Origin of the sequence: Clostridium sp. TW13 (assembly GCF_024345225.1) — a bacterium.
In the GTDB taxonomy this organism is placed as follows: Bacteria; Bacillota; Clostridia; order Clostridiales; family Clostridiaceae; genus Inconstantimicrobium; species Inconstantimicrobium mannanitabidum.
This window is the reverse complement of sequence record NZ_BROD01000001.1, coordinates 3,623,299-3,638,752: the sequence shown is the minus strand read 5'-3', so window position 1 is coordinate 3,638,752 and position 15,454 is coordinate 3,623,299. Positions and strand designations below refer to the sequence as shown.

Here is a 15,454-nt window from a genome sequence, read left to right as displayed (position 1 = left end):
AGAGATAAAACTTGTGTGCAATTTTGAAAGAACATAAAAGTTCTTTTGTTTGTAGAAATTTCTGCAAACCATGAATCTGGTGATGATGTGTTTTTGGGTTACACCCCTTCCCATTCCGAACAGGATGGTTAAGCCAATTACAGCTGATGGTACTGCATGGGCGACTGTGTGGGAGAGTAAGTGGTCGCCAGGTTATTCTTATATATAAGAATAATAATGTTCCGCGATAGCTCAATGGTGGAGCACTCGGCTGTTAACCGATAGGTTGGAGGTTCGAGCCCTCTTCGCGGAGCCATTTTTATTTTTAGTGTATAATATAAAGAAAGCTAGTTTAAGGATTTATAATTAAATCTTTGAACTAGCTTTTTTTCGTTATAATAGATCAATAAATTTAGTGTGATATTAAGTGAATGAGTAATGATGTTAAAATTACTAATTAAGGTATTTTTGCTATATACGAAGTTAAGGGATGAGAGTGGATTTTAATTTAAATTATTTGCAATAGTAAATACGGATACTTTTTTTATTATTGAAGGAAGGTTAATATTAACACAATAGTTCATATATAAGAAATAAACATTTCCTAGTGTATCAATATAAGAAAAAGAACATTATATTGAGAATAAAGTAGAAATATAAGAATAATTTAGTTATTTGATAAAATACTGAAATCTTTGCGTTAGAGGATGTGATAATATAATCATTGTCGCTGAGCGATGTATGAGAAATTCAAACTAAACGAGATTTGAATCTCATAAAAAACTTTTCAAAAAAAGTGTTGACACAAAACACTTTGGATGATAAGATAAACAAGTCGCCAAACGGTGACAAAATAAAACAAGATGATCTTTGAAAATTAAACAGAGGAAACTAATAGTTCATATGAACTTTTTTTAAGACCAGCAATTCTTTTAAGCGAAAGCTAAGATGAGACTTAAAATGATACTTCCGCATGGTGTAAGGAGTTTTTCAAAAGGAAACTTCCCGCGAGCGTGAAGTAAGCATCTGTGCCAAATGTGAAATTTGGAACATCTGCTTAAATTGAGAGTTTGATCCTGGCTCAGGACGAACGCTGGCGGCGTGCTTAACACATGCAAGTCGAGCGAGAAAGTCTTCTTCGGAAGACGATCTAGCGGCGGACGGGTGAGTAACACGTGGGTAACCTGCCTTATAGAGGGGGATAGCCTTCCGAAAGGAAGATTAATACCGCATAACATGGTTTTATCGCATGGTAGAATCATCAAAGGAGTAATCCGCTATAAGATGGACCCGCGGCGCATTAGCTAGTTGGTGAGGTAACGGCTCACCAAGGCGACGATGCGTAGCCGACCTGAGAGGGTGATCGGCCACATTGGGACTGAGACACGGCCCAGACTCCTACGGGAGGCAGCAGTGGGGAATATTGCACAATGGGGGAAACCCTGATGCAGCAACGCCGCGTGAGTGATGAAGGCCTTCGGGTTGTAAAGCTCTGTTTACAGGGACGATAATGACGGTACCTGTGGAGGAAGCCACGGCTAACTACGTGCCAGCAGCCGCGGTAATACGTAGGTGGCAAGCGTTGTCCGGATTTACTGGGCGTAAAGGGAGCGTAGGCGGATTTTTAAGTGGGATGTGAAATACCCGGGCTCAACTTGGGTGCTGCATTCCAAACTGGAAGTCTAGAGTGTTGGAGAGGAAAGTGGAATTCCTAGTGTAGCGGTGAAATGCGTAGATATTAGGAAGAACACCAGTGGCGAAGGCGACTTTCTGGACAATAACTGACGCTGAGGCTCGAAAGCGTGGGGAGCAAACAGGATTAGATACCCTGGTAGTCCACGCCGTAAACGATGGATACTAGGTGTAGGAGGGTCCAACCTTCTGTGCCGCCGTTAACACATTAAGTATCCCGCCTGGGGAGTACGGTCGCAAGATTAAAACTCAAAGGAATTGACGGGGGCCCGCACAAGTAGCGGAGCATGTGGTTTAATTCGAAGCAACGCGAAGAACCTTACCTAAACTTGACATCTCCTGCATTACTCTTAATCGAGGAAGTCCCTTCGGGGACAGGAAGACAGGTGGTGCATGGTTGTCGTCAGCTCGTGTCGTGAGATGTTGGGTTAAGTCCCGCAACGAGCGCAACCCTTATTGTTAGTTGCTACCATTTAGTTGAGCACTCTAGCGAGACTGCCTGGGTTAACCAGGAGGAAGGTGGGGATGACGTCAAATCATCATGCCCCTTATGTTTAGGGCTACACACGTGCTACAATGGCAAGTACAAAAAGATGCAATACCGTGAGGTGGAGCAAAACTCAAAAACTTGTCTCAGTTCGGATTGTAGGCTGAAACTCGCCTACATGAAGCTGGAGTTACTAGTAATCGCGAATCAGAATGTCGCGGTGAATACGTTCCCGGGCCTTGTACACACCGCCCGTCACACCATGAGAGTTGGCAATACCCGAAGTCCGTGAGCTAACGCGTAAGCGAGGCAGCGGCCGAAGGTAGGGTCAGCGATTGGGGTGAAGTCGTAACAAGGTAGCCGTAGGAGAACCTGCGGCTGGATCACCTCCTTTCTATGGAGAACATCTAAGTGATGGAAACATGTACTTGGATAAAAACGAAGACTGGTTATCCTCTGTTTAATTTTGAGAGATCTTCTCTCAGAATTTTGTTCTTTGAAAATTGCACATAAGTATATAAAAAATTACATTTTAATGTAATATCTCAAATGTCAAATTCAAATGCGAATTTAGATTTAGTAACTTTGTTAAGATAGGCACGATGTGTTTTGATAACACATCAACAAAAAAGAAACGAGTAGTACGCGGAGCTGACGAGCGAGCAGCAGAGCTTACTTAGGTAAGTGAGCAGCGCAGCGAGGAAAGCGACAAAGTAATACGAAGTTAGTTTTTTGTTAGAGGTCAAGCTACAAAGGGCGCATGGTGAATGCCTTGGCATCAGGAGCCGATGAAGGACGCGATAAGCTGCGATAAGCTTCGGGTAGGCGCACATAGCCTGTGATCCGGAGATTTCCGAATGAGGGAACTCACATGGGAAACCCCATGTACTGTACAATGAATAAATAGTTGTATGGAGGTAAACCTAGGGAACTGAAACATCTAAGTACCTAGAGGAAGAGAAAGAAAACTCGATTCCGTAAGTAGCGGCGAGCGAAAGCGGAAGAGCCCAAACCAGAGATTTATCTCTGGGGTTGCGGACAGAACATAACGTGAAGGTATCGTAATTGAAGATAGCTGGAAAGCTACACCGTAGAAGGTAATAGTCCTGTAAGTAAAACGAGAAGATCATAGTTCTGCTCCAGAGTACCACGAGACACGTGAAACCTTGTGGGAAGCAGGGAGGACCACCTCCCAAGGCTAAATACTACCTGATGACCGATAGTGAAGAAGTACCGTGAGGGAAAGGTGAAAAGAACCCCGGGAGGGGAGTGAAATAGAACCTGAAACCGTGTGCCTACAACCGATCAGAGCACCATATGAGTGTGATGATGTGCTTTTTGTAGAACGAGCCAACGAGTTACGGTATGTAGCGAGGTTAAGTACTTAAGGTACGGAGCCGAAGGGAAACCGAGTCTGAATAGGGCGACTAGTTGCATGCTGTAGACCCGAAACCGGGTGACCTATCCATGGCCAGGTTGAAGCGAGAGTAAAATCTCGTGGAGGACCGAACCACGTTGGTGTTGAAAAACCATGGGATGAGCTGTGGATAGCGGAGAAATTCCAATCGAACTCGGAGATAGCTGGTTCTCCCCGAAATAGCTTTAGGGCTAGCGTCGAATATGAGTAATGGAGGTAGAGCACTGAATGGGCTAGGGGGCATAGCGCTTACTGAACCTTATCAAACTCCGAATGCCATATACTATTAGTTCGGCAGTCAGACTACGAATGATAAGATCCGTGGTCAAAAGGGAAACAGCCCAGATCGTCAGCTAAGGTCCCAAAGTGTAAGTTAAGTGGAAAAGGATGTGGGATTTCCAAGACAACTAGGATGTTGGCTTAGAAGCAGCCACTCATTAAAAGAGTGCGTAATAGCTCACTAGTCGAGAGATCCTGCGCCGAAAATGTTCGGGGCTCAAACTTACCACCGAAGCTACGGCATCAGTTATACTGATGGGTAGGGGAGCGTCGTAATCGGGCTGAAGTCGTACCGTAAGGAGCGGTGGACTGATTACGAGTGAGAATGTTGGCATTAGTAGCGAGATGTGGGTGAGAATCCCACAGGCCGAAAACCTAAGGTTTCCTCAGGAAGGTTCGTCCGCTGAGGGTTAGTCGGGACCTAAGCCGAGGCCGAAAGGCGTAGGTGATGGACAATCGGTTGATATTCCGATACCACTATTAATCGTTATTACCGATGGAGTGACACAGGAGGATAGGATGTGCTAGCTATTGGATGCTAGTCTAAGCACTTAGAGAGTTGTGATAGGCAAATCCGTCGCAACAATCTTGAGGTGTGATGGGGAAGGAACTACGGTTCCGAAGTATCTGATTCCACGCTGTCAAGAAAAGCTTCTAGGGAGAGAAATAGTGCCCGTACCGCAAACCGACACAGGTAGGTGAGGAGAGAATCCTAAGGCCGGCGGAAGAATTACAGTTAAGGAACTAGGCAAATTGACCCCGTAACTTCGGGAGAAGGGGTGCCTACGAGAGTAGGTCGCAGAGAATAGGCTCAAGCAACTGTTTAGCAAAAACACAGGTCTCTGCTAAAGCGAAAGCTGATGTATAGGGGCTGACGCCTGCCCGGTGCTGGAAGGTTAAGGGGAATACTTAGCGCAAGCGAAGGTATGAACTTAAGCCCCAGTAAACGGCGGCCGTAACTATAACGGTCCTAAGGTAGCGAAATTCCTTGTCGGGTAAGTTCCGACCCGCACGAATGGCGTAATGACTTGAGCACTGTCTCAACTGTAAATCCGGCGAAGTTGTAGTACCAGTGAAGATGCTGGTTACCCGCGATTGGACGGAAAGACCCCGTAGAGCTTTACTGTAGTTTAGCATTGAGTTTCGGTATTGTCTGTACAGGATAGGTGGGAGACTGAGAAACCAGGGCGTCAGCCTTGGTGGAGTCACCCTTGGGATACCACCCTGACAGTACTGGAATTCTAACCGGGCGCCATGAAACTGGTGACGGGACATTGTTAGATGGGCAGTTTGACTGGGGCGGTCGCCTCCAAAAAAGTAACGGAGGCGCCCAAAGGTTCCCTCAGAACGGTCGGAAATCGTTCGAAGAGTGCAAAGGCAGAAGGGAGCCTGACTGCGACACCTACAAGTGGAGCAGGGACGAAAGTCGGGCTTAGTGATCCGGTGGTACCTCGTGGGAGGGCCATCGCTCAACGGATAAAAGCTACCTCGGGGATAACAGGCTGATCTCCCCCAAGAGTCCACATCGACGGGGAGGTTTGGCACCTCGATGTCGGCTCGTCGCATCCTGGGGCTGAAGTAGGTCCCAAGGGTTGGGCTGTTCGCCCATTAAAGCGGCACGCGAGCTGGGTTCAGAACGTCGTGAGACAGTTCGGTCCCTATCCGTCGCGGGCGCAGGAAATTTGAGAGGAGCTGTCCTTAGTACGAGAGGACCGGGATGGACTGACCTCTGGTGTACCAGTTGTTCCGCCAGGAGCATGGCTGGGTAGCTAAGTCGGGAAGGGATAAACGCTGAAAGCATCTAAGCGTGAAGCCCACCTCAAGATGAGATTTCCCATAGCGTAAGCTAGTAAGATCCCTTGAAGAACACAAGGTTGATAGGTCAGAGGTGTAAGTGTGGTAACATATTTAGCTGACTGATACTAATAGATCGAGGGCTTGACCAATAAAATAGATTAACAAAAAGAGATAAAACTTGTGTGCAATTTTGAAAGAACATAAAAGTTCTTTTAGGAAACTCACTCAGCAAAGCTGAGGAGTACAAATTTGCAAAGAAATATAAAATTTCTGCAAATTAAGCATCTGGTGATGATGTGTTTTTGGGTTACACCCCTTCCCATTCCGAACAGGATGGTTAAGCCAATTACAGCTGATGGTACTGCATGGGCGACTGTGTGGGAGAGTAAGTGGTCGCCAGGTAAATATATGGCTCGATAGCTCAGTCGGTAGAGCAGAGGACTGAAAATCCTCGTGTCACTGGTTCGATTCCAGTTCGAGCCACCAGAAATACCTAGTGATTACACTAGGTATTTTTTTTTATTATAAACTCCATAAAAGAAAATCTTTACTTTAAATAAATTCATTTAGAAATCTATATATTTTTAATACTATTTTAAAATGTAGTGAAAAGAGAAAATGTAATAAATATTTATAAACATTTAGATTAATTTAAGCAAATTGTAAGAAATTCTTAATAACTTCCGAATATAATTAACGTATAAAGTATATAGAAGAAAATAACATATATGGAGATGGTAGTCGTGGAAAAAATGACAAGGACCAATTTAGAGTTAAGTGAAAAGGAAATTAAATATTTAAGTATAGGAATAGCAAGTGGGTCAGGTATAGGAATAATAAGTGGAGCTATAGTGAATAATGTACAGTTATTCTTTTCATTAGGATCTGTTTTAGGAATTATAGGAGCAGTGGCATACTCTTATTACTTGAGATATAAAAAATAAGGCTATCTAGCTTTTAAGACAGCCTTATCTTTTATATATTCTCAATCTGCCAATCAATTGGGGGTTTATTAATTGACTCCAAAAATTTATTTGTTTTAGAAAAAGGTTTGCTACCAAAAAAACCTCTAGAAGCAGATAGTGGACTTGGATGCACAGATTTTATTATATAATGAATAGGGTTTGTGATTATTTTTTCCTTTGATATAGCATTATTTCCCCATAAAATGAATACTACAGGATCTTTTCTCTCATTCAACAATTCAATAATTTTATCCGTAAACTTTTCCCAACCTATGTTTTTGTGGGAATTCGCTTCACCAGCTCTTACAGTAAGCGAAGTGTTAAGAAGTAGAACACCTTGCTCAGCCCATTTCTTTAAAAAACCGTTATTAGGAATATAGCATCCTAAATCAGTATGTAACTCTTTGTATATGTTAACCAATGATGGTGGAATTTTAACACCAGGACTTACTGAAAAACTTAATCCATGAGCTTGATTCTCACCATGATAAGGATCTTGGCCAAGAATTACAACTTTTACTTCTGAATATGGGGTTAGATTCAGTGCTTGAAAAATATTATACATATTAGGATATACAGCATTATGTTTATATTCATTCGCTAAGAAAGAACGTAATTTTGTATAATACTCCTTAGAAAATTCATCGTTAAGTAGGTCTAGCCAGTCAGTATGGATGTTTATAGACATAACAACATTTGCTACTCAAAATATGGCCAAATATAAATATATTGACGAGTAACTTCTCCTTCCTTTTTTATTTCTCATTTTAAACTTTCATATTTCCTTGAAAGTTTTCTTTGTTCTTAAATTAGTTTGATTTATCTACTACATATTATTTTACAACTTCATCTACTATTATTCCTTTTGTACTAACATATTGTTTAACAAAATTAACTTAGTTTTTTTAATCATCTATGCATCTATTTTATTTTTAATAGCACATTTTATAATTTCTAATTGTGTTTGCCTACACTTTTATAAATTAAATACATTACTATTTTATTGTATTTAACATAATTATACAATTAGTGCAAATGATATTAAATCAATTTAAGAAATATATTAGCAAGTATATTAAAATTAGTATTATAAAAATGCATTATAATCAATTAATAATATAAGTAAAACAGGTGAAATTTATAAATAAATTAAAGAAAAGCAGTTTTGTACATTAAAATTGTAAAAACATTAAAAAGCCCTTTACAAGAGAAGAGTTTTATTTCACACTATATACTGAAAAGAGTTTTATTTAATAATAAAATAAAAATGATAAAAGACATATAATGTTAATGAATAACTATTAGGAGGGCTATAGTTTATGTTAGTAAACAAATTAAGAAAAGTAGCTGTTGTGGGCACTGGGTTAGTGGGATCTAGTACAGCATTTAGTTTGGCAAATCAATGTGTTTGTGAAGAAATTATTTTAATTGATATTAATAAGGAAAGGGCATTTGGTGAAGTACTTGATATTTCACATGGTGTTGAGTATTTTTCCAGTAGAACGCAAATAAAAACAGGTGAATACAAGGACTGTGAGGATGTAGATGTAGTTGTTATAACAGCTGGAGCACCACCAAGAGCAGGACAGACAAGATTAGACACGCTTGAAATGAGTGCTAAAGTAGTAGAATCAATCATAAATCCAATAATGGACTCTGGATTTAATGGGATTTTTGTTATGATATCAAATCCTGTAGATATTATAACGTATCATGTTTGGAAGCTATCTGGATTACCTAGAAATAAGGTAATTGGAACTGGTACATCTTTAGATTCAGCTCGATTAAAATCATTATTATCTGAACAGTTGGGAGTTGATCCAAGAAGTATTCAGGCATATTCTATGGGTGAACATGGGGATTCACAAATGGTACCTTGGTCACATGTATATGTTGGGGGAAAACCTTTTTCTAAAATCAGAGAAGAAAATCCAGATACATATGGAGCTTTAGATTTAGATGCTTTAGTACTGAAAACAGCTAATTTGGGTTGGGATGTTGTTAATAGAAAAGGAACTACTTATTATGGAATTGCATCAGCAGCAGTTGGAATAATAAAGTCTATACTTCATAATGAGAAGAGAGTTATTCCAGTATCAACAATAATAGAAGGGGTTTATAATCAAGATAAACCTATAGCAATATCTGTTCCAGCTATAATCGGAATAGATGGGGTAGAAGATGTTGTAGTTATTGATATGACTAAAGAAGAAGAAGAGAAGTTTGATAAATCAGCAAAGGTGATAAGAGATTATATAAGCAAGTTAGGATATTAATATAAAGTAAGAAACCCATTCAAGCAGAAAACTAATTCTATTTGGATGGGCTTCTATAAAAAGATATCGAATTTTTGTAATCTTATAAATTTTTTAGATTTATTATAAAAATATTTTCGAAATGGGTTGACAGTATATGAAATATTTGATAAGATAAACGAGTCGCTAGTAGTGACACGATAAAATGATCTTTGAAAATTAAACAGAGGAAACTAATAGTTCATATGAACTTTTTTAAGACCAGCAATTCTTTTAAGCGAAAGCTAAGATTAAACTTGAAACTTAAATTGAGAGTTTGATCCTGGCTCAGGACGAACGCTGGCGGCGTGCTTAACACATGCAAGTCGAGCGAGAAAGTCTTCTTCGGAAGACGATCTAGCGGCGGACGGGTGAGTAACACGTGGGTAACCTGCCTTATAGAGGGGGATAGCCTTCCGAAAGGAAGATTAATACCGCATAACATGGTTTTATCGCATGGTAGAATCATCAAAGGAGTAATCCGCTATAAGATGGACCCGCGGCGCATTAGCTAGTTGGTGAGGTAACGGCTCACCAAGGCGACGATGCGTAGCCGACCTGAGAGGGTGATCGGCCACATTGGGACTGAGACACGGCCCAGACTCCTACGGGAGGCAGCAGTGGGGAATATTGCACAATGGGGGAAACCCTGATGCAGCAACGCCGCGTGAGTGATGAAGGCCTTCGGGTTGTAAAGCTCTGTTTACAGGGACGATAATGACGGTACCTGTGGAGGAAGCCACGGCTAACTACGTGCCAGCAGCCGCGGTAATACGTAGGTGGCAAGCGTTGTCCGGATTTACTGGGCGTAAAGGGAGCGTAGGCGGATTTTTAAGTGGGATGTGAAATACCCGGGCTCAACTTGGGTGCTGCATTCCAAACTGGAAGTCTAGAGTGTTGGAGAGGAAAGTGGAATTCCTAGTGTAGCGGTGAAATGCGTAGATATTAGGAAGAACACCAGTGGCGAAGGCGACTTTCTGGACAATAACTGACGCTGAGGCTCGAAAGCGTGGGGAGCAAACAGGATTAGATACCCTGGTAGTCCACGCCGTAAACGATGGATACTAGGTGTAGGAGGGTCCAACCTTCTGTGCCGCCGTTAACACATTAAGTATCCCGCCTGGGGAGTACGGTCGCAAGATTAAAACTCAAAGGAATTGACGGGGGCCCGCACAAGTAGCGGAGCATGTGGTTTAATTCGAAGCAACGCGAAGAACCTTACCTAAACTTGACATCTCCTGCATTACTCTTAATCGAGGAAGTCCCTTCGGGGACAGGAAGACAGGTGGTGCATGGTTGTCGTCAGCTCGTGTCGTGAGATGTTGGGTTAAGTCCCGCAACGAGCGCAACCCTTATTGTTAGTTGCTACCATTTAGTTGAGCACTCTAGCGAGACTGCCTGGGTTAACCAGGAGGAAGGTGGGGATGACGTCAAATCATCATGCCCCTTATGTTTAGGGCTACACACGTGCTACAATGGCAAGTACAAAAAGATGCAATACCGTGAGGTGGAGCAAAACTCAAAAACTTGTCTCAGTTCGGATTGTAGGCTGAAACTCGCCTACATGAAGCTGGAGTTACTAGTAATCGCGAATCAGAATGTCGCGGTGAATACGTTCCCGGGCCTTGTACACACCGCCCGTCACACCATGAGAGTTGGCAATACCCGAAGTCCGTGAGCTAACGCGTAAGCGAGGCAGCGGCCGAAGGTAGGGTCAGCGATTGGGGTGAAGTCGTAACAAGGTAGCCGTAGGAGAACCTGCGGCTGGATCACCTCCTTTCTATGGAGAACATCTAAGTGATGGAAACATGTACTTGGATAAAAACGAAGACTGGTTATCCTCTGTTTAATTTTGAGAGATTTAAAAAACACATTAGATTAGTCTAATGTGTTTTATTTTTTTTGTCAATTATAGTAAAGTTAGATTTTGAAGAAAATTTAAAATAGAAAATCAAAGTTCGTGAAGCAAAATTCTTTATAAATTTATTTTATATTATATGATGGAGTTATAATATTAATTATGGTAATATTAAAATGGTTTAAAAATTGAAATGAGGTGAATTATTTGGAAATAGCAATTTTAATACCATGTTATAATGAAGAAAAAACGGTTGGAAAAGTAATTGATGACTTTAAGAATGAATTGCCAGAAGCTAAAATATATGTTTATGACAATAATTCTAAGGATAAAACTTCAGAAATTGCTAAAGAACATGGAGCTATTGTAAGAAGAGAATATAGACAAGGAAAAGGAAATGTTGTAAGGTCTATGTTTAGAGATATTAATGCTGATATATATGTAATGGTGGATGGAGATGATACTTATCCAGCAGAATTTGTACATCAATTAATAGACCCTATTGCCAAAGGAAGAGCAAATATGACTATTGGAGATAGATTGTCTAATGGTTCGTATAAAGGAGAGAATAAAAGAAAGTTTCACAACTTAGGAAACGATATGGTGAAAACATTTATAAATCTTCTATTTAAAAGTAAACTAAATGATATAATGACTGGATATAGAGCTTTTGATAAAGAGTTTGTGAAAAATATGCCTGTATTAAGTGATGGATTTCAAATTGAAACAGAGATTACTATCCATGCATTGCATAGAAAGTTTTTAGTTGAGGAAATTCCTATAGCATACAGAGATAGACCTGAAGGAAGTTTCTCTAAATTGAATACTTTTAGTGATGGATTTAAAGTATTAAAGACAATAGGTGGTTTATTTAAAGATTATAAGCCTATGATATTTTTTACAACATTATTTATTATTTTGTTAATATTAGGTGTTTTGACAGGTGTACCTGTAATTGATGAATTTATAAAGTTTAGATTTATAAGAAAGGTCCCTTCAGCTATTTTAGCAGTAGGTTTTGTAGTATTAGCAAGTATATCATTACTTTGCGCAATAATTTTGGATAATAATGTAAAGAATGATAGGGCCGCATACGAATTGAATTTGAATAGATATAAAGATATAGAGCAAGAGAGGAGTTTAAGGGATGAGTAAAAGGAATTACTCTACATTAAAGTGGACTGTACTTTTTGCGATACCATTGACAATAGTTTCTTTGATTATATTAGCTGGATTTTATCCTGGAATTATGACTTCAGATAGTTTGAGTCAATGGTACCAAATAAAGGATCATGACTTTGGAGATTGGCATCCTGTAATTCATACATGGTTTATGATGTTAATTCTTAAGGTATGGTACAGTCCAGCAGCAGTAGCTCTTGTTCAAATTATTTTAATGTCATTAGTACTTGGATATGGCTTGGCATTGTTTAAACAATATGGAGTGGATAAAATTAAGCTTATAATAATTAGCGTGATAGCAGCTATTTTGCCTGAGATACCAGTAATGACAGTATGTATTTGGAAGGATATAATTTATGTTATTTTTGTTACGCTATTAACAATATTGATGATTAGAATCTACTTTGAAGGTGACAGCTTACTTTCACAGAAAGGCTTTTGTATAGCATTATTTATAGTGACCATAGGAACTATGCTTTTCAGACATAATGGAATTATACCAGGAATAATGACGTTGATGCTATTATTTATTTTATTGAAAAAGCATAGAAAAAGGGTGTTTATTATATTTAGCTTAGCATTAATAACACAAGTAATAGTAACAGGTCCTATATATAAACTTTTTAATGTAGAACCAGGCTCTAAAAGTGAAACCTTTTGTGTATTAATTAATTCTATAGGCAGAACTGCTAAATATCAAGGAAATAAAATTAGTGAAGCAGATAAAGCTAAAATGAGTGAAATCTTACCTTATGAAAAATGGGGGCAAGATTATAATGAGTATACAACAGATTATATAAAGTTTGATAAAGACTTTAAAAGGGAGAAAATTAATCAAGACACCATAGGTTTTGTTGGGTTATGGTTTAGTATATTTAAATCTGCTCCAATGGAAACAGTAAAAGCATATGTGCAGTTGTCCAACTTAATATGGAATCCAGTTAGTGGATTCGTAAATAATAATATAGCTTATCCTATAGATAACAATACGTTAGGAATAAAGAGTACTAAGATTTTAGGATCCATATCAGATAAGATTTTAAATCTATATTTAAGAATTAGAATGCATAGAAGTTTTTGGAGACCAGCAATCCCAATGTATTTATTTTTTATATTAATGCTGTTTGCGTTTGTAAAAAATAGGAATATAAAATTGCTATTAATAATGAGTCCAGTAGTATTTAATATACTAAGTTTAGTGTTAACTATACCAGCTCAAGATTTTAGATATTTATTTTCAAATTACACAGTCCTTTTAATCACAGCACCTATGCTATTTATAAAAGGAACGAAAATGAGAGAGGTTGAAAATGGATAAGTTTATACAATCAATTAAGAATAATAAAATAGGGATAATGTTAATTGTTTTAGCTTCCTTAATGACATCAGTGGGACAATTATTTTGGAAGTTATCTTCATCAAATAAAATTATATTCTTATTTTTGGGATTTGTGCTGTATGGTATAGGAGCTATAGTAATGATTTTAGCCTTTAAGCATGGAAGTTTATCTGTAATTCATCCTATGCTTAGTTTTGGATATGTTTTTGCATTGGTACTTGGGACGATTGTTTTAAAAGAAAAGATATCCACTTTTCAGTATGTAGGTATTTTACTAATAATTATTGGTGTAGTTTTAATTGGAGGCGGAGATGAATAAGTACTATTTACTATGTCCTATATTTACACTTATGGGAGCTTTTGGCGCAATGTTTTTTAAAAGAGTCACTAACAATAATAAAAGTTTCTTTAGATATTTTACAGATTGGAATTTTTATTTAGGTGGTTTTTTATATTTTGTAGGTGCACTCTTAAACATATACGTGTTGCATTATTTGAAATACACTGTAGTTTTACCTATTACATCTATAACATATATTTGGACTATGATAATCTCATATTTCATTATGAAAGAAAAAATAACAAAGAAAAAGCTTATTGGTGTATCATTAATTCTTATAGGAGCATATTGTATAACTTTATAATGTATAAATTTTAATTAATGTTATTAATATTTTTATGATGAAGTAATATTGTTGATCATTAAAAATACAAATTAAATTTATATGATGAGGTTTTTCTAAATATATATTACAGCAATTGTAAAACATAAATTATGAATTTTAGCATGATTTATGTTTTATTTTTTGTTGATTTTCAAAAGTTGAAATGAGTATAACTGTAGAGTATAATTTTATTGATTAACAAGTTATATATACTTGAGTGATTAATATATTAGTTCTTTGGGATATTTTGCGGAGAAAGGAATTTAAAAATGAGAATATGTTTTTTTTGTGTGAATATATCACATACAGGTGGTACAGAAAGAGTATCAAGCATAATAGCAAATAATTTGGCTAAAGAAGGCCATGAAGTATATATGATGAGTTTAGTAAAGTGTGAAGGGCCAGCTTTTAAATTGGAGGATGGCATAAATACAATATACCTTGAGAATGGCTCTGGAGATAATAAGAAAAACTTTATTCCTATAGTTAGAGAGTTAAAGAAAATAAATAAAAAATACAAGTTTGATTTGTTGGTAGAGGTGGATGTAATTTTAAGAATCTTTACAGTACTTGCCACAAAGAGAACTAAGACAAGAGTTATTTCATGGGAACATTTTAACTTTAGAACTAATTTGGGAACAAAATTAAGAGATATTGCTAGAAAGATTGCAGCAAGGACATCTGATTATATTGTTACTCTGACCGAAGAGGATAAGGAAGATTATGAAAAATCTTTAAAATGTAAGGCAAAAGTTAAGGCGATATCTAATCCGTTAGTGTTTTATCCTAATGAGTATAGCAATTTGAATAATAAAGTAGTTCTTTCTGTTGGAAGAATGCACACTCAAAAAGGATTTGATATGTTAATAGAAGCTTGGGCTAAGGTGAAAAAGCAAGATAACGAATGGAAACTTAGAATTGCAGGTGATGGTGATGAGTTTGAAAAGGTAAAAAATAAAGCTGTAGAACTACAGGTAGAAGATAGTGTGGAATTTTTAGGACTTATAAATAATGTAGCTGAAGAATATCTTGATGCAAGTATATATGTAATGAGTTCTAGGTTTGAAGGATTTCCTATGGTTTTATTAGAAGCAATGTCATTTGGGTTGCCTGTTGTGAGTTTTGATTGTCATACAGGTCCTAGAGATATAATAAAACAAAATGAAGATGGATTATTAGTGTCACCTAATGACACAAATAAACTCGCTAATCAGTTAATTAAATTAATGAAAGATGATGAACTTAGACATGATATGGGACGAAATGCTAAGGAAAATATAAAGAGATTTTCTATTGATAATATTATTAAAGAATGGAACGAAATATTGAATACATTAAAGTAGTTTTATTATATATTGAAGTCAAATAAGTGTTTGATTTTGGTGGAATTTTAGAAAATTATAAATAACTTATAAAAAACAGATATAAAAGTATTGACAATGCTTTTATATCTTTATATAATAACATTTGTCGCTACGGAAATGTAGTGATTATAAATTG

At 37.6% G+C, this 15,454-nt stretch carries 8 protein-coding genes, 2 tRNA genes and 5 rRNA genes; 14 read left to right on the top strand and 1 reads right to left on the bottom strand.

What is annotated here, in order from left to right:
- Window positions 1-75 precede the first annotated feature (75 nt).
- The 7 genes from rrf (OCU47_RS16810) to OCU47_RS16780 all read left to right on the top strand — a co-directional run bounded on the left by rrf (OCU47_RS16810) (window position 76) and on the right by OCU47_RS16780 (window position 6,595).
- Window positions 76-193: ribosomal RNA gene (gene rrf, locus OCU47_RS16810) — 5S ribosomal RNA — on the top strand.
- A gap of 27 nt (window positions 194-220) precedes the next feature.
- Window positions 221-295, top strand: a tRNA-Asn gene (locus tag OCU47_RS16805).
- Between the two features lie 742 nt (window positions 296-1,037).
- Window positions 1,038-2,552 (top strand): 16S ribosomal RNA (locus OCU47_RS16800).
- 346 nt (window positions 2,553-2,898) lie between these two features.
- Window positions 2,899-5,800 (top strand): 23S ribosomal RNA (locus OCU47_RS16795).
- A gap of 135 nt (window positions 5,801-5,935) precedes the next feature.
- A 5S ribosomal RNA gene (gene rrf / locus OCU47_RS16790) occupies window positions 5,936-6,053 on the top strand.
- The 16S, 23S and 5S rRNA genes sit together here with 2 tRNA genes alongside, the layout of an rRNA operon.
- An 8-nt stretch (window positions 6,054-6,061) precedes the next feature.
- Window positions 6,062-6,137: transfer RNA gene (locus OCU47_RS16785), tRNA-Phe, on the top strand.
- A 266-nt stretch (window positions 6,138-6,403) separates the two neighbouring features.
- On the top strand, window positions 6,404-6,595 hold the full coding sequence (locus OCU47_RS16780; protein WP_261830650.1) for a hypothetical protein: 192 nt from the start codon (window positions 6,404-6,406) through the stop codon (window positions 6,593-6,595).
- 31 nt (window positions 6,596-6,626) lie between these two features.
- Here the strand turns inward: OCU47_RS16780 and OCU47_RS16775 are convergent, their stop codons facing one another.
- Complete coding sequence (locus tag OCU47_RS16775) at window positions 6,627-7,304, bottom strand: uracil-DNA glycosylase (RefSeq protein WP_261829755.1); 678 nt, start codon at window positions 7,302-7,304, stop codon at window positions 6,627-6,629.
- A 631-nt stretch (window positions 7,305-7,935) separates the two neighbouring features.
- On the opposite strand from OCU47_RS16775, the gene OCU47_RS16770 reads away from it, so the two are divergent.
- The 7 genes from OCU47_RS16770 to OCU47_RS16740 all read left to right on the top strand — a co-directional run bounded on the left by OCU47_RS16770 (window position 7,936) and on the right by OCU47_RS16740 (window position 15,297).
- Entirely contained in the window at window positions 7,936-8,892 is a 957-nt protein-coding gene (locus OCU47_RS16770) for an L-lactate dehydrogenase (protein ID WP_261829754.1), read from the top strand.
- A gap of 283 nt (window positions 8,893-9,175) precedes the next feature.
- Window positions 9,176-10,690 (top strand): 16S ribosomal RNA (locus tag OCU47_RS16765).
- A gap of 285 nt (window positions 10,691-10,975) precedes the next feature.
- Window positions 10,976-11,923, top strand: a complete 948-nt coding sequence (locus OCU47_RS16760) for a glycosyltransferase family 2 protein (RefSeq protein ID WP_261829753.1) — start codon at window positions 10,976-10,978, stop codon at window positions 11,921-11,923.
- Window positions 11,916-13,268, top strand: coding sequence for a DUF6020 family protein (locus OCU47_RS16755; RefSeq protein ID WP_261829752.1), 1,353 nt, complete (start codon window positions 11,916-11,918; stop codon window positions 13,266-13,268). Before OCU47_RS16760 ends, OCU47_RS16755 begins: the two co-directional genes overlap by 8 nt.
- Window positions 13,261-13,608 (top strand): EamA family transporter, encoded by a 348-nt coding sequence (locus OCU47_RS16750; RefSeq protein ID WP_261829751.1) that lies wholly within the window; start codon window positions 13,261-13,263, stop codon window positions 13,606-13,608. The genes OCU47_RS16755 and OCU47_RS16750 overlap by 8 nt, the downstream gene beginning before the upstream one ends.
- Window positions 13,601-13,933, top strand: a complete 333-nt coding sequence (locus OCU47_RS16745) for a DMT family transporter (protein WP_261829750.1) — start codon at window positions 13,601-13,603, stop codon at window positions 13,931-13,933. The genes OCU47_RS16750 and OCU47_RS16745 overlap by 8 nt, the downstream gene beginning before the upstream one ends.
- A 290-nt stretch (window positions 13,934-14,223) precedes the next feature.
- Complete coding sequence (locus OCU47_RS16740) at window positions 14,224-15,297, top strand: glycosyltransferase family 4 protein (protein ID WP_261829749.1); 1,074 nt, start codon at window positions 14,224-14,226, stop codon at window positions 15,295-15,297.
- The last annotated feature ends 157 nt before the right edge of the window (window positions 15,298-15,454 follow it).